Source organism: Acidimicrobiia bacterium (assembly GCA_035471805.1).
In the GTDB taxonomy this organism is placed as follows: Bacteria; Actinomycetota; Acidimicrobiia; order Spongiisociales; family JAHEDJ01; genus JAHEDJ01.
The window spans coordinates 71,087-88,200 of record DATIPS010000057.1 but is presented as its reverse complement, the minus strand read 5'-3'; the positions used below and the strand labels follow the sequence as shown (position 1 = coordinate 88,200).

Annotated in this window: 17 protein-coding genes and 1 riboswitch; of the genes, 1 reads left to right on the top strand and 16 read right to left on the bottom strand. The window is 63.3% G+C overall.

Features of this window, described 5'->3' with window-relative positions; translation table 11 throughout:
• Nucleotides 1–96: 96 nt before the first annotated feature.
• Nucleotides 97–2,481: a PBP1A family penicillin-binding protein gene (locus VLT15_11775; protein HSR45892.1), complete on the top strand. Its 2,385-nt coding sequence runs from the start codon at nucleotides 97–99 to the stop codon at nucleotides 2,479–2,481.
• A 49-nt stretch (nucleotides 2,482–2,530) separates the two neighbouring features.
• Here the strand turns inward: VLT15_11775 and VLT15_11770 are convergent, their stop codons facing one another.
• The 16 genes from VLT15_11770 to fmt form a co-directional block, all read right to left on the bottom strand.
• Nucleotides 2,531–3,097 carry a DNA-3-methyladenine glycosylase gene (locus tag VLT15_11770; protein HSR45891.1) on the bottom strand — a complete coding sequence of 189 codons (567 nt, stop codon included), beginning with the start codon at nucleotides 3,095–3,097 and terminating at the stop codon, nucleotides 2,531–2,533.
• Nucleotides 3,094–3,984 (bottom strand): ornithine carbamoyltransferase, encoded by an 891-nt coding sequence (gene argF, locus VLT15_11765; GenBank protein HSR45890.1) that lies wholly within the window; start codon nucleotides 3,982–3,984, stop codon nucleotides 3,094–3,096. The genes VLT15_11770 and argF overlap by 4 nt, the downstream gene beginning before the upstream one ends.
• 1 nt (nucleotide 3,985) lies before the next feature.
• A complete protein-coding gene (gene pheT / locus VLT15_11760) occupies nucleotides 3,986–6,385 on the bottom strand; it encodes a phenylalanine--tRNA ligase subunit beta (protein HSR45889.1) in 2,400 nt (799 codons plus the stop codon).
• On the bottom strand, nucleotides 6,382–7,416 hold the full coding sequence (gene pheS / locus VLT15_11755; GenBank protein HSR45888.1) for a phenylalanine--tRNA ligase subunit alpha: 1,035 nt from the start codon (nucleotides 7,414–7,416) through the stop codon (nucleotides 6,382–6,384). Before pheS ends, pheT begins: the two co-directional genes overlap by 4 nt.
• A 13-nt stretch (nucleotides 7,417–7,429) precedes the next feature.
• Nucleotides 7,430–8,203 (bottom strand): RNA methyltransferase, encoded by a 774-nt coding sequence (locus VLT15_11750; protein ID HSR45887.1) that lies wholly within the window; start codon nucleotides 8,201–8,203, stop codon nucleotides 7,430–7,432.
• A gap of 7 nt (nucleotides 8,204–8,210) precedes the next feature.
• A complete protein-coding gene (gene rplT, locus VLT15_11745; GenBank protein HSR45886.1) occupies nucleotides 8,211–8,567 on the bottom strand; it encodes a 50S ribosomal protein L20 in 357 nt (118 codons plus the stop codon).
• 11 nt (nucleotides 8,568–8,578) lie between these two features.
• On the bottom strand, nucleotides 8,579–8,773 hold the full coding sequence (gene rpmI, locus VLT15_11740) for a 50S ribosomal protein L35 (GenBank protein HSR45885.1): 195 nt from the start codon (nucleotides 8,771–8,773) through the stop codon (nucleotides 8,579–8,581).
• Nucleotides 8,751–9,563: a translation initiation factor IF-3 gene (gene infC, locus VLT15_11735; protein ID HSR45884.1), complete on the bottom strand. Its 813-nt coding sequence runs from the start codon at nucleotides 9,561–9,563 to the stop codon at nucleotides 8,751–8,753. Before infC ends, rpmI begins: the two co-directional genes overlap by 23 nt.
• A 269-nt stretch (nucleotides 9,564–9,832) precedes the next feature.
• Nucleotides 9,833–10,288 (bottom strand): 6,7-dimethyl-8-ribityllumazine synthase, encoded by a 456-nt coding sequence (ribH, locus tag VLT15_11730; GenBank protein ID HSR45883.1) that lies wholly within the window; start codon nucleotides 10,286–10,288, stop codon nucleotides 9,833–9,835.
• Nucleotides 10,275–11,501 carry a bifunctional 3,4-dihydroxy-2-butanone-4-phosphate synthase/GTP cyclohydrolase II gene (locus tag VLT15_11725; protein ID HSR45882.1) on the bottom strand — a complete coding sequence of 409 codons (1,227 nt, stop codon included), beginning with the start codon at nucleotides 11,499–11,501 and terminating at the stop codon, nucleotides 10,275–10,277. Before VLT15_11725 ends, ribH begins: the two co-directional genes overlap by 14 nt.
• The gene (locus VLT15_11720) at nucleotides 11,498–12,088 is read right to left on the bottom strand and encodes a riboflavin synthase (GenBank protein ID HSR45881.1); all 591 of its coding nucleotides are present in this window, start codon (nucleotides 12,086–12,088) and stop codon (nucleotides 11,498–11,500) included. The genes VLT15_11725 and VLT15_11720 overlap by 4 nt, the downstream gene beginning before the upstream one ends.
• On the bottom strand, nucleotides 12,069–13,121 hold the full coding sequence (ribD, locus tag VLT15_11715) for a bifunctional diaminohydroxyphosphoribosylaminopyrimidine deaminase/5-amino-6-(5-phosphoribosylamino)uracil reductase RibD (protein ID HSR45880.1): 1,053 nt from the start codon (nucleotides 13,119–13,121) through the stop codon (nucleotides 12,069–12,071). The genes VLT15_11720 and ribD overlap by 20 nt, the downstream gene beginning before the upstream one ends.
• Before the next feature lie 53 nt (nucleotides 13,122–13,174).
• Nucleotides 13,175–13,293, bottom strand: a riboswitch (FMN riboswitch).
• A 116-nt stretch (nucleotides 13,294–13,409) separates the two neighbouring features.
• Entirely contained in the window at nucleotides 13,410–14,339 is a 930-nt protein-coding gene (locus VLT15_11710) for a response regulator (GenBank protein HSR45879.1), read from the bottom strand.
• A 1-nt stretch (nucleotide 14,340) separates the two neighbouring features.
• Nucleotides 14,341–15,003 carry a ribulose-phosphate 3-epimerase gene (gene rpe / locus VLT15_11705; protein ID HSR45878.1) on the bottom strand — a complete coding sequence of 221 codons (663 nt, stop codon included), beginning with the start codon at nucleotides 15,001–15,003 and terminating at the stop codon, nucleotides 14,341–14,343.
• Between the two features lie 20 nt (nucleotides 15,004–15,023).
• Complete coding sequence (locus tag VLT15_11700) at nucleotides 15,024–16,211, bottom strand: transcription antitermination factor NusB (GenBank protein HSR45877.1); 1,188 nt, start codon at nucleotides 16,209–16,211, stop codon at nucleotides 15,024–15,026.
• Nucleotides 16,208–17,113 carry a methionyl-tRNA formyltransferase gene (gene fmt / locus VLT15_11695; protein HSR45876.1) on the bottom strand — a complete coding sequence of 302 codons (906 nt, stop codon included), beginning with the start codon at nucleotides 17,111–17,113 and terminating at the stop codon, nucleotides 16,208–16,210. Before fmt ends, VLT15_11700 begins: the two co-directional genes overlap by 4 nt.
• Nucleotide 17,114: the final 1 nt, after the last annotated feature.

The following is a 17,114-nucleotide window of genomic DNA, read 5'->3' as shown; positions in this document are numbered from 1 at the left end:
GCCGGGCAGCCTAGCTGGAAGCCGAATCGCCTCCTGCCAAATACGCTGCCTTGCATCAGGGCCCCGGTACCCTTCGGTTCTGTAGATAGGGCCTTCATGAAACGACTGCCGGCGCTGGCGGTTGCACTTCTAATCCTCGCTTCGGCGTGCAATTATCGACCGCTCGATGACCCGGGTCTGGGCGACCTCGGCCTGACCACGATCGTCTATGCGGCCGACGGCTCCGTTCTGACGCAGTGGCACGCTGAAGAGGACCGCGTGCTGATTGAGTACGCCGACATGCCCCGGCACCTCATCGACGCGGTAGTCGCCATCGAGGATGAGCGGTTCTGGGCGCATCCGGGAGTCGACCTGAAATCGATTGCCCGTGCTCTCGTGCAAAACATCGAAGCCGGGACGATCGTCCAGGGTGGCTCGACGATCACCCAGCAGTACCTCAAGAACGTCTTGCTCACTCCTGAAGTCACCGCGGATCGGAAGATCGAGGAGGCCACCCTTGCTCTCAGGCTGGAAGAGAACCTCACGAAAGAGCAGATTCTCGAGCGTTATGTGAACACCGTGTATCTCGGTGGCGGGGCCTACGGGGTCGGCGCCGCGGCGCTTCACTACTTCGCCAAACCGGTGGCCGACCTCACTCTTCCCGAGTCTGCCCTCCTCGCCGGATTGATCCAGTCCCCGTCGAAGACCGATCCGTACCGGCACCCGGAGGCGGCGCTCGAACGACGGAGGGTCGTTCTGGGAAAGATGGTGGAACTCGGCTGGCTCACCGCGCAGAACGCCGAGGTCGCCGATGCGGCCGGGCTCAGGCTCGCTCCGCCCCAACCTCCAGAGCAGATGCGTTTTCCTTACTTCACGGAGCAGGTCAAGCAGCTCCTCCTCGACGATCCGTCGCTGGGCGCAACGGCAACAGACCGGTACAACGCGTTGTTCCGGGGCGGTCTCCGGATCTATACGACCCTGGATCCGCTCACGCAGGAATCTGCGGAGCTGGCCATCGACGGCGTCATGCCGGAAGATGGACCGTCGGCCGCGCTGGTGGCAGTGGAACCACGGACGGGATACGTTCGCGCCCTGGTGGGCGGAGCCGATTTCTACGACCCGACCGACCCGGTGGCACAGTTCAATCTGGCCACCCAGGGGTCACGCCAGACCGGCTCGGCTTTCAAGCCGTTCGTGCTTGCCGCGGCGCTGGAGAACGGATTCGCCCTCACCTCTACGTTCGCGGGCGGGTCCTCGATCGTGATCGCCACGGATTCCGGACCATGGCAAGTCGAGAACTACGGAGGGGCCAACTTCGGCAATCTCACCTTGCTGGATGGGACGGTTTGGTCGGTCAACGTCGTATACGCACAGCTCGTGGATGCGGTCGGACCGGCAGCAGTCGTGGACGTCGCCAGAGCTGCCGGCATCACCGCCGATCTCCAGCCGTTTCATGCCCTGGCACTCGGAGCGCAAGAGGCATCCGTTCTCGACATGGCTTCTGCCTACGGAACTTTCGCGGCCGAGGGTATACACATCTCGCCCATCTTCGTCACTGCGATCGAAACCAACGAAGGAGTCAACATATACAGCGGGGTGCCGATCGTCACCGAGGCAATCGATCGGTCCGTTGCCCGGCAGGTCACCGCTGCGCTCAGTGAGGTCGTCGCACGCGGCACCGGGGCACGTGCCGACATCGGTCGTCCGGTTGCCGGAAAGACCGGGACTTCCCAGGAGCACCGGGACGCCTGGTTCGTCGGGTATACGCCCGAACTGGCGACGGCCGTCTGGGTGGGCTACCCCCAGGCCCAGATAGAGATGGTCCCCCCGGCGACGCCCATCGAGATCACCGGCGGAAGCTGGCCGGCCCAGATCTGGGCGCAGTTCACCGCCTCCGCCCTGGTCACCACGGGATTCGGACAGTTGGCGACGGCCGATCTCGGCGACCTCATCGCAATCGACGTAGACGTTACAACGGGTCTGCTGGCCGGTCCGCTATGTCCGCGTGAGAATGTGCAGCGGGTCTACCTGCCGGCCGCCGAGGTTCCTTCGGTCATCTGCCACATCCACAACCCCCAGGGCCTCGTCGCCGTCGGCTCCGGCGAAGTCCCCCAGTTGATAGGTCAGAGCATCGCCGGGGCGGTTCACCTGGCAGAAGAGGCCGGCTACCGGGTGTCGGTCGAGTACGCGGAAGCAGGGAACCTACCGGACGGAACTGTGTTCAATCAGGTCCCCTCGCCGGGGGAACCGGCGCAATCGGGCAGCTCCATCCACATACTGGTCGCCGGTCCCGAGCCCGGTTCCGTGTTCCCGACCGTGGTCGGCTACCCCTTCCAGCAGGCCAAAGCCAGACTCGACGAGATCGGTGCCGAAGTGGAGTTGCGATTCGAAGCCGAGTCCGACCCGGATGACGCCAGACGCCGAAGCGGTGTCGTTTGGAAGCAAGACCCGGCCGGCGGTGCTCCCAACGCAGGACCGATCATCCTCTGGGTCAATCCGTGAGGCCGGGAAGTTTGGGTTCTGAGTTCTGCCGGAGCCGCAGCACCGCAACCTAGAACCTGGAACCCGGAACCTGGAACCGGAAGCGCCATAGGCGGTCGGTTGCCCTCGAGATCCCGATCCTCGGTGTGGCTACGATCTCCCCGCCCGGCCGACCCGCAGGGGGCAGCAGGCGAATCGAGCCGCCCAGGAGCGAGGTTCCGTCGTGAGAGCCGTCGATGCCGAGGGCTTGACACAGCCTCCCCGGTCCGTCGGTCAGATGATCTTGACGGCCACGCCGGCCCTCCATGATGTTTCGGCCAACGCTGGGCACGCCGCCTCGCAGCAGAAGTGCGCCAGCCTCTCCGGGTTCCCCGGTGACCACGTTGGCGCACCAATGGACACCGTAGGAGCGGTACACATACAAGGTCCCGGCTCCGGCGAACATCGAAGAGTTCCTTCTAGTTCGTCCCCGGAAGGCATGACTCGCCGGATCGTCGGCCCCTCCGTATGCCTCGATCTCGCACAACTCGACTTCGGTCGGCCCGTCGGCCAGCTCGGTGCGCAAACGCCACCCGAGTAGTCCTGCCGCGGCCTGTTCGACCGGTCGATCGAGCAGTTCCAGGAGCCTGTCGGTCACTGGGTCAGGTGCAGCAAGACTCCCTTGAACGAATGCATCCGGTTTTCGGCTTGATCGAAGATTCGTGATCGGGGGTGGTCGGCTACACCATCCGTCACCTCTTCGCCCCGATGAGCCGGAAGACAATGCAGGAAGATCGCGCCGTCGTTGGCTCTTCCGAAGAGTCTCTCATCGACCCGGTATGCCTCGAACAGCCTGCGGCGCTCGGCGGCCTCGTCCTCTTGCCCCATGGACGCCCAGACATCCGTGTAGACGAAATCGGAACCCTCAACTGCGGCATTCACGTCCGCCGTCACCACCACCGAGCTGTACTGAGAAGCCGCTTCGACGTACTCGGGAAGCGGTGCGTAGCCTTCCGGCGCTGCCACCCGGACCTCCACTTCGAGCATCGCCGCCGCGATCATCAGCGAGTGGCAGACGTTGTTGCCGTCGCCGATGAAGGTGAGAACCGAACCGGGAAGCGACCGGGATTCCGACATCGTCTGGACATCCGCAAGTGCCTGACACGGGTGTTCGAGGTCCGAGAGCAGATTGATCACCGGTGCCTTTGCGTAAGCGCCGATGATGTCGAGGTGTTCGTGCTCGAAGACCCGGAGGGCGAGGACGTCCAGGTACCGATCAAGGGTCCTCGCCACGTCTGCAGGTGCTTCCCGCTTGCCGAGACCGACCTCTTCATTGCGCAGCGTCATCGGTCGGCCGCCCAGTTGCGAAACCGCCACCTCGGTGGAAACCCTGGTCCTGGTCGAGGGTTTCATATAGAACAAGCCCACTTCATAACCGGCGAGCGCGCTGCCGAACTGGGCGGGATCGCTCTTGGCCCTCATCGAGAGATCCAGGGCGTTCAAGAAACCGTCCCGACCGAGATCGGCGACCCTCAGATAGTTCATTTCAAGTACCTCTCAACAGACCGCCCGTGACGTCGGCCACGGCGGAGATGATCGTTTCCCGGTGCGGGGCGACTTCCTCGTTGGTGAGGGTGTGGTCGGGAGCGCGAAACACCAGTCGCACCGCGAGACTCTTGCGCCCCTCACCGATTGATGCCCCTCTGAACTCGTCGAAGACGGTGACACTCTCGAGCCATTCCCCTGCTGCCGCCCGAATAGCCTCCACTACCCCGCTCGCCGGCGTCCGCTCTTCGAGAACGAAGGCGAGGTCGAACTCCACACGTGGATACGTGCTCGGCGCCTCGAGCTGCCACCAACCCTCGTCCGCCAGCAACGGGGCAAGGAACAGTTCCCCCGCCGCCACACGCCCGTCGATTCCGAAGGCGCGCCCGACCGCAGGATGCAACTCCCCGATGGTGCCGACGACCCGATCGGCCATCAGAACCTCAGCCGCCCTGCCGGGATGGAATCCGCCGGGTGTCCCCTGACGTATCCGCATCGGCAAACCGAGTCGGTCGAAGAGCGCACGGACTATGCCCGTCGATGTATAGACATCCGTTGGGCGAGGAGTGGAATGCAAACCCCGGGCCCCGGTGTCTCCCACCGCGATGAAAGCCAGATGAACCGGCTGATCCGGTACCCGCGGATCGTCCGGGTCCGGCGCCGAAAGGAACACCTTGCCGACCTCGAAGAGCGAAACGTGGGACAAACCGTGGGAGACGTTGTATTGCACTGCTTTGAGCAGGTTCGGCAGGAGGGTCGTTCTCAGGTAGGCCTCCTCCTCCCGGAGCGGGTTCCGCACCCTGATGGCGCGGCGCCGTGGATCGTCCTCCGGCAGAGCCATGGCGTCGAGTTCGGCCCTGCCGAGGAATGTCATCGTCTGTGCCTCGTGCATGCCCAAGCCGACCATGATCTCCCGGATTTGCCGATCCCGGACCTGCGCTGCGGATAGGCCCCCGGCAGGCCCGGAAGGAAGGGTTTCCGGGAACTTGTCGTACCCGTGCAGCCGGGCAATCTCCTCGATCAGATCTGCCGGCCTGGTGAGGTCGGGGCGATTGGTCGGAATCGTCACCCGCAGCGGCGAGTCGCCTTCTACGTCCATCCGGAACCGGGACAGCAGATCCACGACGGTGTCCCGATCGAAAGGCACGCCGAGTATGCGCTCCACCTCTCCGACCTCGAGGTCGACCGTCCAGGGTTCGATGATCGATGGGTAGCAGTCCTTGACGTCCGCCAGTGCTTCTCCTCCGGCGAGTTCCACCATCAGGTGAGCGGCTCTTCCGGCAGCAAACGCAGGCAGGTTTGGATCGACGCCGCGCTCGAAGCGGGCCGATGCCTCGGTTCGCAGCCCGTGCCGCTTCGACGAGAACATGACCGAAGGCGGGTGGAAGTTGGCGGCCTCGATGAGGACACGCGTGGTGGCTTCGGTGACCTCTGAGTCTTCACCTCCCATTATTCCGGCAAATGCGACGATCCCGCCTCCGTCGCAGATCATCAGGTCGAGCACATCGAGTTTCCGGTCAACACCGTCGAGAGTCTTGAGGGTCTCCCCCTCTCGCGCCCGGCGGACCACGATCTTGTGGTCGGCCACCTCGTCTAGATCGAAGCCGTGGAGGGGTTGACCCAGCTCGAGGAGGACGTAGTTGGTTATGTCCACAACGTTGTTGATCGGCCTGACCTCCGATGTACGGAGTCGTTGCTGCATCCATACGGGTGACGGCGCGATCTTCACTCCATCGACCTGCCATCCGACGTAGCGGGGGCAGCCTTTGGCGTCTTCGATGGATACTTCCACCGGGGACGGGCGGTCGACCGTTGCCGGATTCGCCTCGGGCATCCGTACCTCGGTCCGGTAGTAGGCGGCGAACTCGCGGGCGAGGCCGACGACCGACATTGCATCCGGCCGGTTCGGAGTAATCGAGATGTCGTACACGACGTCCGGAAAGGGAACGAAGCCGGCGAAATCCGCTCCGAGAGGCGTGTCCGGATCGAGCACCATGATCCCGCTGTGGTCGTCGCCGAGGCCCAGCTCGGCCGCCGAGCAAATCATGCCGTGCGATGTCACGCCCCGGATCGTTCGCACACCTACCTCGAGGCCTCCGGCGAGCACGGCTCCCGGCACGGAGACCGGGACTACATCGCCGGCTGCGAAGTTCCAGGCGCCGCAAACGATATCGTGTAGGGCTCCGTCGCCCAGGTCGACACGGCAGAAACGAAGCCGATCGGCGTTTGGGTGCTTCTCTATCTCGGCGACCCGTCCGACGACGACCTTCGAGAACGGCACCTCGAGTACCTCGAATCCCTCCACCTCGTGCCCGAGCGACGCGAGGACACCTTCGATCTCGAGGGGGTCATCCGTCGGGATGTCTACATATTCCTCGAGCCAGCGGAGTGAGAGCTTCATGTGAACTGCCTCAGCACCCGGATGTCGTTCTCATAGAAGTGCTTGATGTGGTTGATGCCGTGGCGAACCATTGCCATTCTCTCGGCGCCCATGCCGAACGCAAAGCCCGACAACTTGGAACTGTCGTAACCGACGGCGTCGAGCACGTTCGGATCGACCATGCCACAACCGATCAACTCGATCCATCCCGATCCGCTGCACACCCGGCACCCCGACCCGTCGCACGCGTAGCACGACATGTGCATCTCCGCCGAGGGCTCCGTGAACGGGAAGAAATGCGGCATCAGCCGTATCTTCCGCTCCGGCCCGAAGAACTCGCGAGCGAAATGCGCCAGCGTTCCCTTCAAATCTCCGAAAGTTATGTTCTCATCCACCGCCAGGCCTTCGATCTGATAGAAGACGGGCGAATGAGTCGGGTCGAGAGCATCTGCGCGAAACGTCCGGCCGGGAACCACCACGTAGACCGGCGGATCGTTTTGCTCCATGTACCTGGCCTGCATCGGCGAGGTGTGGGTGCGGAGGAGCATCTCATCGGAAGGATCTCCGTAATCCACGTACAGGGTATCGCTCTCCAGGCGGCTGGGATGGGTGGGCGGAGTGTTCAGCGCATCGAAGTTGTACCAGGCGAGTTCCACTTCGGGCCCGGATGCAACCCGGTATCCGAGTCCGGTGAAGATATCGACGACTTCGTCGACCGTCTGGGTCAGAATATGGTGCATTCCGATCGACGGCTCGTACCCACTCAGGGAAACGTCCACGCGATCCTGCGCCAGCAGGAGATCCTCGGCGGCCCTCTCCAGAACGCTCCGACGTTGACCCAGCAGTCCTTGCAGAACGCGCTGAACCTCGTGAACCCGGGCTCCGACGACCGGCCGCTCATCAGCAGGGAGCCGACCCAGACCGCGCCTGGTTTCAGCAATCAGCGACCTCTTGCCCACGAGTTCGGCTTCCAGTGTCGCGAGTTCATCGAGGTCGCCGGCCAGATCGATCCTGGCGGGCGCCTGTGCGAGGATTTGGTCAAAAGCTTCCATCGAATCGAACAGGTTAGTCGGGGGGAGCTATCGGTCGGCCGGACCGTTTGGCCAGCTCGTACATGAGGATCGAGCCGGCCACAGCTGCATTCAGACTCTCCAGACCGGCGGACATGGGGATCGTCACCTGCGTTTCACAGGATTCTGCCAGTTCCTCCGGCAGGCCTCTCGCCTCGTCTCCAACGACCAATGCCCATGGACCGTCCCCTCGAACGTCCGAAGGAGCGACCCCACCCTCAACGACGGACCCGACGGTGTGGAACCCGCGTGCCTGCAAACGACGCAGATCGGAGACATCTGTCTCGATGGGCACGAGGAAATGGGCGCCGGCCGCGGCCCGTAGAACCTTGGGATTCCACGGATCTGCCGAATCCGGTCCGATCACGATTCCGAAACCAAAAGCCGCGGCCGCCCTGATCAGGGTCCCGACGTTGCCGGGGTCGCGTACGCCCCAGAGGACCGACGCATTGCGATTGTGGATTTCCACCGAGGCCGGCACCCGCATCACGGCCACCGGGCCACGCGGATGCTGAGTGGGGGCCAAACGATCGAGCACGACTTGAGTAACTACCACGACCTCATATCCGGCTTCCTCTGCGACTCGCATCGTCCCCCGGTCGTCTTGCAGGGCAAAGACGGGCCCGATCTCTGCCCCGGCGGCAGCTGCCGCTCCGATGAGGTTGGGCCCTTCCAGAAGTGTCGAGTTCGCGGCCCGCCGGGTACGAGCGCGACGAAGCCGGGCCGCAGCAGCCACGCGCTGGTTGCGAGGCGAGCGGACCGGCTCCATCAGTGGCTCAGTTGTTGCCGGCTGTCGCAACCTCGACGAGGTGCCCGAAGGCTTCCGGATCGTTGACTGCCATATCTGCCAGCATCTTTCGATCAACCTCGATCTCTGCAGCTTTCAGCCCGGCGATGAGCTGGCTGTAGGTCGTCCCGTTCTGACGGGCGGCCGCGTTGATGCGACTGATCCACAGGCGTCGGAACTCACCTTTGCGCGCTCGGCGATCCCGGTAGGAATCCTGCATCGCGTGCATCGTTTGCTCGCGAGCGGCGCGGTACCGGCGGCTCCTGGCTCCCGTGTACCCCTTCGCCCGGTCCATCACCTTGCGACGTTTCTTGTGGCCTCCTACGGCGCGTTTGACTCGTGACATGACTCGGCCTCCTAGCGTCCCAAAAGCCGGTTGACGCGCTTTTCGTCGCCCGGAGCAAGATCTGTTTCCCCGGATAGGCGGCGGTAGCGCTTCACGCCCTTGGCCGCCTTCAAGTGTCCCCGACCAGCCTGACGGCGGCGAACCTTTCCGGATCCCGTTACTTTGAACCTCTTCTGGGTTCCCTTATGTGTTTTCATCTTGGGCATTGGGTCCTCCGTCGTCGCCATCGCCTGATTCGTCATTGTCTTCTGCTGCATCAACCTCGTCGGATACATCAGCATCCGCGCCATCGGCGACGACCACCGCCTCCACTTCACCGGCAACGAACGCCGCATCCGCGTCGTCGGCCACCTCGCCCGAATCAACATCGCCGACCAGGTCGACCGCGTCCTCGGTCTCCCTCTCTTCGGCAACATTGGGCCTGCGGCTCTCGCCTGCCGGCCGCCGTGAAGGACTTGCTTCCTTATGGGCGGCGGCAATGTCGAGTGCCTTCCTCGTCGGCGCCATGACCATGGTCATCGTCCGCCCGTCTTTCCGGGCCGACTGTTCGACAACGGCGAACTCTTCCAGTTCCTCGTAGAGACGTTGGGCAAGACGGTGTCCCAGCTCCGGACGTTCGTTCTCCCGTCCCCGGAACCGAACGGTCACCTTGACCTTGTCGCCTTCAGTGAGGAACTCCTCGGCTCTTCGGCGGACGATCTGGAAATCGTGCTCCCCGATTCGCGGACGGAGCCTGACCTCTTTGATCACCGTTCTCGTCTGTTTCTTGCGGGCCTCGCGTTGTTTGATGGATTGTTCGTATTTGTACTTGCCGTAATCCATCATGCGACAAACGGGCGGCTTGGCCTCCGGAGCGACTTCGACAAGATCCAGACCCAGCTGATCGGCCAGCCAAAGGGCTTCTTCTATTTTCTTCACTCCGACCTGAGAGCCATCGGGTGCGACTACTCGCACCTCTTTTGCCCTGATTGCGTTGTTGACGCGTGGTTCGGCGATCTCGTGACCTCCTCTACGAGAAAAATGCAGCAGAGAAGGACTGCTGCATTTGTCGTAGTGATCGACCGCGGCTCACTTGGTCGTGGCCGGGTGGGAAGCAGCGGGCCTCCTCTTTGTCATTCAATTGTTTGATGCAGTATACGTAGTCGGCACGGCAACTCAAGCGGGAGCCGCCGTCCAGTCGTGCGTATCGAGATTGTGGGTTTTGGGATATAGGTCTTGGGTTGCGTTGAACGACCGCAACCAGGGATCCAGCGCCGGAGGCTCTGTTAGAGCTCGCGCAGGGTGTTCGCCATCACAATCGCCGCCCTGGCTGCTTCGGCACCCTTGTTGCCGGGGCCGGGCAAGCTGCGGTCTATCGCGTGGGCGATCTGTCGCACAGTCAGTACTGCGTTTCCGACAGGCACTCCGGTGGCCAGGGTGATTTGAGTTATTGCGGTCGATGCCTGGGTGGCCACATGTTCGTAGTGGTCGGTCTCTCCCTCGACTATCGCACCGATGGCGACTATCGCATCGTGATCCTCGGCGAGTCGCAGAATCGCCGGACCCAGTTCGAGCGCTCCAGGAACCCTGACGACCGTGCATTCGGTCACTCCGGCCGCCTCCAGCGCGCCGACGGCACCCGACAACAGAGCTTCGGTAATCGTCCCGTTGAATGTGGAGACCGCTATCCCGACCCGAAGGTCGGCTCCTTCCGGTCGACCTTCGACCTCACGCAGTTTCATCGTCCACCTCCGGAAGGTGCAGCAGATGCCCCATCCTGTCGACCTTTGCCCGGAGGTAATCGAGATTCTCCGGATTCGGGGCGGTCTCCAGCGGGACGGTTTCCGTGATCGTCAATCCGTATCCCTCGATGCCGGCCCGCTTGGTCGGATTGTTGGTCATCAATCTCATCGTGGTGATTCCCAGGTCGCTCAGGATCTGGGCGCCTACTCCGTAATCTCGCGCATCGGCCGGAAAACCCAGTTCCAGATTGGCGTCGACTGTGTCGCGGCCTTGATCCTGCAGTGCGTAGGCGGCGAGCTTGTGAACCAGTCCGATTCCACGGCCCTCATGGCCGCGGATGTACAGGAGCACACCTTCTCCTTCGTCCCCGATGCGGCGCAGGGCATCGCTCAGCTGGATGCCGCAGTCACAACGGAGACTGGTGAAGGTGTCTCCGGTGAGACACTCGGAGTGAACCCGCACGAGAACATTCTCTTTGCCGTCCACCTCCCCCATCACCATGGCCACATGCTCGCGTCCGTCCACCAGAGATTCGTAACCGACGGCGAGAAACTCACCGAATGCCGTCGGCAGCCTCGCTTCGGAGGATCGCAGAACGAGCTGCTCGTGGCGCCTTCTGTGTTCGATGAGGTCGGCAATCGAAATGAGCACCAAACCGTGCGCCTTGGCGAAGTCGATCAGGTAGGGAAGCCGCGCCGGCTCTCCGTCGTCGGAAACCACCTCGGCAAGGGCAGCAGCCGGGTACAGGCCCGCCAATCTGGCGAGGTCGACCGCCGCCTCGGTATGGCCGGCCCGAACGAGGACCCCACCGGGCCGGTAGCGCAGAGGAAACACGTGACCCGGGCGGCTGAGGTCATCGGGCTGGGTGTCCGGATCGACCACAGCCTTGATCGTGGCGGTCCTGTCGCCGGGCGATATGCCGGTGGTCGTTCCGTGGTGATAGTCGATGGAGATAGTGAAAGCGGTTCTGCGCCGATCGGTGTTGTCGGCCACCATCATCGGTATGCGAAGCTCATCCAGCCGTTCTCCGAGAGCCGGCAGGCAGATGATGCCACTGGTGTGCCTGATCATGAACCCGATTCGCTCCGGGGTGGCGAACTCGGCGGCCATTATCAGGTCGCCCTCGTTCTCCCGGTCCGCATCATCGACGACGACCACCAGTTCGCCGGCGGCGAGCGCCGAGATCGCGTCCTCGATTGGGGCGAAGGTCATTTCGCTCTCCCGCTCAACATGCGCTCCACATACTTGGCGATCACATCGACCTCGAGGTTCACATGCGAGCCGGGTGGCCGGACTCCCAGGGTCGTGACTTCGAGGGTGTGGGGAATAAGTGCGACTTCGAACTCATCTCCGGCAGCGGCCGCCACCGTGAGGCTGACGCCATCGACGGCGATCGACCCCTTCACGGCGACGTACCTCGAGAGACCGGTGGGCAGCTGCACACGAATACGTGTTCCGTCCCCCTCCGGCTCCACGGCCACCACGACACCGATGCCATCCACGTGACCCTGCACCAGGTGACCGTCGAAGCGGCCGTCGGCACGCATCGGTCGCTCCAGGTTCACAGTCGAGTCGGGGCGGAGTTCGCCGAGGTTGGTCTTGTCCAGAGTCTCCAGAACCACATAGGCATCGAACCCGTCCGGCCGGCTCTCGATCACGGTGAGGCAGACGCCGTTCACCGCGATCGAATCTCCGATCTTCAGATCGAGATCCGGAGCCGACACGGATATGCGCATCCCCCCGTCCGAACGAGCAGCGGCCGCAACGTGACCCAATCTCTCAACTATCCCGGTGAACATGGTCCTCCATCACGAACTCGACGCGCAGGTCGGCTCCTACCTTCCGAACATCAACGATCTCGACCCGGCGAGTATCCGACAACCTCTCAAAATCGCGGCTGAATGCTGCATGACCTGTACCTCCGGCGAGTTTTGAGGCCAGGTACCAGACGCCTCGATCGATCAGGCCGGCTGCCAGGAACTCGCCGGCCAGCGTCGGCCCGCCTTCCACCAGTACATCCACCCAACCCGACCGTCCGAGCGATGCGGCCGCCATCATGAGGTCCGGTCGGCCGTCCTCTCCGGTGGGAACGATGAGTTCCTCGCCCGGCTGCGCTATCGCACCACATGAGACGACGACCGGATTCCTGCCAAATATCTGAGCCGTTTCGGGCAGCCGTCTATTCCCGGCGATGACTATGGGACGAGGCTGTGGCCCCTCGTAACCCGGAAGGCGCACATCCAGGCGGGGATCGTCTGCAAGCAGCGTGCCTGCCCCCACGAGGACGGCATCGGCTTCGGCCCGCAATCGATGCCCGTCCAGGCGTGCCTCCTCACCGGTGATCCATTGCGAAGATCCATCCTTGGCAGCAACCTGCCCGTCCAGGGTGAGCGCCGTCTTTAGAGTGAAGCGTGGACGTCCGGTCCTTCGATGATGGAAATACCCCGGGTCCAGATTCCTCAAACCCGGCGCCGATGCATCGAACTCGACCGAGATCCCGGCCGCTCGCAGGGCGGCTACACCGGCCCCTGCCACCCTGCGGTCTGGGTCCTGAACTCCGACGACCACATTCATTATCCCCGCCGAAATGATGGCCGACGCGCACGGCCCGGTCTCACCGGTGTGGTTGCAGGGTTCCAGAGTCACGTACATAGTGGATCCGACGGCCCGCTCGCCGGCCGCCGCGATTGCGATCACCTCCGCATGCGGGAAGCCTTGTCCCGCGTGGGCGCCCTCTCCCACCAGTTGCCCGTGCTGGTCGACGATCACGGCCCCGACACGCGGATTGGGATGGGGACGGAACTGCCTTGCCAGGCGAATCGCAAGATCCATCGGTTGATCGTTCACGCAGCTTCTCCAATCGAGGAGCGCGCGCGAATCAGCCCGCCCTCCTTCTTCCATCCGGACTGTTACCGTCGGCCCCGGAGTTTCACCGGTATCAACCCCGAAGGGTTCGCGGGCTATCACCGCCGGTCGGGAATCACACCCTGCCCTGAAGGGGGCAACAGAGATTGTACCTGCACGGCAGTGGCTAGAAGACGGAGCCTCATCCGAGCGCCAATCCCGGCCGAAAAGGGAACGACCGAAGGCAACCCATCTGCCGATCCGTCTCCGGCAGCTTCAGCCCATTCTCCGGTCGATTTCATAGCTGGAGCCGGACATGCGCTTGGCGTGCTCTTTCATCTCCACTGCTATCGCCGATGCCTGCCACTGCGAGGTGATCTCCCTCGTCGTGTTGGTTGCGACGCCGAGGGAGACGGAAACGACCGGAAACGCATGTCGCTCCCCGCGCCTGTCTGTGACTTCTATGTATCCGCGCAAGGCATCCGCTGTTTCGTAATAGTCGAGAACGCCGTCATCGAAGACCGAGATGGCCTCCTCGCAGAACGCCTCGGCCTGGTCGGGATGAATGATGGCAACGAAGTCATCGCCGCCGATGTGGCCGACGAACGAGGAAGGGTCGGCGAGAGCCGCGGCTGCCTCCAGCAGCGCGTGTGCGGTGAACTTGATCACCTGGTCGCCCCGCATGAACCCGTAATGGTCGTTGTACGCCTTGAAGTTGTCGAGATCGGCATAGACGAGCGCGAAACGGTCGCCGGATTCGATGCGGGCCTCCAACTCACTGGCGATCCTGAAGTTGCCCGGTAGACCGGTCAGCGGCGAGACATCTCGCAGCGCCTTGGTCCGACGCAGAACGGCCTTGACCCTGGCTACGAGTTCGTTGATGTCGAACGGCTTCGTTATGTAGTCATCCGCGCCGAGATCGAGGCCGGTGACCCGATCCTCCGGCAGAGCTTTGGCGGTGAGAAGGATCACCGATGTGTTGGCGGCGGCCGGATGACTCCGCAGCTGTTTCAGGACGTTGAGCCCGTCCATCCCGGGCATCATCACGTCGAGCACGACAACGTCCGGCGTGCCGGACAAAGCAGAGCTCATCGCCTCGTGCCCGTCACCGGCTGTGCTGACCTCGAAACCCTCGAGTTCGAGGTTCACCCGGACAAACTGGACAATGTCTGGATCGTCGTCGACGACCAGGATCCGTGCGGTCATATCATCTTCCGTTGACAGCCTGCCGCAGTTCCTCGACCGCGGCGACGGGATCATCAGCTCGGAATATCGCCGTGCCTGCCACGAAAACGTTCGCCCCGGCCTGTCCGGCCAGGCGAGCGGTCTCCGGATTGATGCCTCCGTCGATCTGTATATCGACACTCAAACGGTGTTCATCAACCCATTTCCTTGCCGATTCGGTCTTTTCGAGCACCTCGGGCATGAATGACTGCCCGCCGAAGCCCGGATGAACGGACATGATCAACAACATATCAGCCAGTTCGACGAAAGGTTCGACCGCTGCAAAGGGAGTTGGAGGGTTCAGAACCAGGCCGAATCCAAGTCCGGCCTCCCGCGCCTTCGCCGCTGCGTCGGTGGGATCCGTGATTGCCTCTATGTGGATCATCGCCAGATCCCCGCCCGCCTCTTTCAGTTCCGTGAAGTAGACGTCGGGATTGGTGGTCATCATGTGGCAATCGAATAGCAGGTTGGAGTGACTGCGCAGAGATTCGATAACGGGCATCCCGAATGAGATATTCGGCACGAAATGACCGTCCATGATGTCCAGATGCAGCATGTCGACATAGGGTTCGACCAACGCCACCTGTGCGGCCAGGTTGGCGAAGTCGGCTGCCAGTAGCGAGGGGGCGATCTTGATGTTGTCCATTGGGGGCGAGTGTATCGGGGTCATGGACGCCGCACGATGCTGATGAACATCCCGTCGGTACCTGTCAGGTGCGGCGCCAGCAGGAGGCCGTTGCCCCAGGGCTTGCCGGGTACCCCGTGCGGTGCCTCAGCCGGCAGGTCTGCGACAACGTCGACCGTCTCCTCCGACGTCACCGTGCACACGGAATAGGTGATCGTCCCACCCGGTCGCACCAACGTGAGAGCGATGTCGAGCATCGATCGCTGTCGTCTGCCCAGTTCGACGATCGACCGGCGATCAGCCCGGTAGCGGACTTCCGGGCGGCGCCGCATCGTGCCGAGACCCGAACAGGGCGCGTCGAGCAACACGTGATCGAACGACCCGGGCTTGAAGGGAGCATCGAGGCCGTCCGCAACCACCCAGTCGATCTCCGGCCACCGCTTGCGACCATCGACCACGCGCCGGCGGTTCCGATCCGTGGCCACTACCCTCGCCCCGCGGTCACGCATATGAGCTGCTTTGCCACCCGGGGCGGCGGCCATATCCAGAACCAGATCACCCGGATGCAACGGCACCGCGTTGCCGACGGCAACACTGGCCGCATCCTGAACCACGAAACCCTCCGGAAGTTCGCCGCCGGCGACCCACTCGTAAGCTCCGGGTATCGCTTCGATCACTGACAGCCCGTCGGTTCCCCGGCCGGGCCGTGCGCGTACCTGGCGAGGGGCATCCGCCAGCGATGCACTGAGAAAGGCTTCTACTTCACTGCTCTCCCACTGAGCATCCAGCTTCTCGACCATCCACTCCGGGTATTCCGATCTCGGGTCGATCGGAGGCAGGAGCCTGTCACGATCGCGCACGATGGCCCGAAGAACCCCGTTGACGAAACCGGAAGCCTTGCCCCGTTTTCCCGACTTGATCGACTCGACCGCAGAATCCACCACCGCGTGCGCCGGTGCGCGACCGTACAGCAACTCGGCCACCGCCACCCGAAGTACGTCCGCAACCTCGCCATCGAGTTTCGGGATCTTCCGCTTGCTGAATTCCTCGACTACTTCGTCGATCCGTTTCAAGTGACGAAGTGTCGTATAGGTGAGGAACCGGAACTGATCGGAATCCTGTTGAGACAGGGTTGACATGTCTACGAGACGATTGCTGTAGGCGCCGCTTCGAAGAATCCGGCCTACGGCGGTTGCCGCCTCCCGCCGAGCCTGAACACCGGGTTTCAATGAAGATACTCCGGCGGGCCGTGCCGGCCTCTGGCCCAGTCCATGGCCGCCATCCTGCGGCCTCCGGCGGGCTGCACCTCGAGCAGCTCGAGTGCCCCCTCGCCCAGTCCCAGGCAAAGGCGCCCGCCGACGATTCGGAGCTCGCCGGGCTCGAGATCGGAGACCGGAGCGAGTTTGGCCTCCCACACCTTGAAACGTTCACCGTCGAGTATCCCGAACGCTCCCGGGCGGGGATTGAAGGCGCGGATCCAGCGCAAAGCCGTGCCGGCCTGGGATTCGACCGGGATATGTGCCTCGACCGTTTCGATCTTGCGCGCATACGTGACGCCGTCCTCCCGCTGGGGGGTCGAGATGAGAGCCCCGGAGGCATAGCCCGGCATGTCCTCTTCCAGGAGGGCGACGCCGAGTTCGGTCAGGCGATCGAGCAGCGCCTCGGAGGTCTCCCCGGGCTCGATCGGAACCTCCCTGCTGCTGATGACGGGACCGGTGTCGAGACCGCTCTCCACCGCCATCAGCGTGACACCCGTCCGCTCATCTCCGGCCAGGATCGCCCTCTCCACCGGAGCTGCACCGCGCCACCGCGGCAGGAGCGAGAAGTGAACGTTCACGAAGCCCGCTCTCGGAATCGCCAGCACGGAAGGCGAGAGAATCATTCCGAAAGCTACAACCACACCTATGTCGAAAGGGGCAGCCTGCGCAACGGCAGCCAGAAGCTCGAGGCGATCTGAAGGTTCCGCCACCGGTAAACCGAGGCCCAGCGCAGCCTCCTTCACCGCCGACGGCTGGGGTGTCTTGGATCGCCCGCGCGGCCGGTCGGGCTGTGTGACGACCAGGCGAACGTCCGATACGCGCAGAGTCGCCTCCAGAGCCGCTACAGATGAGCCTGGTGTTCCCAGAAACACG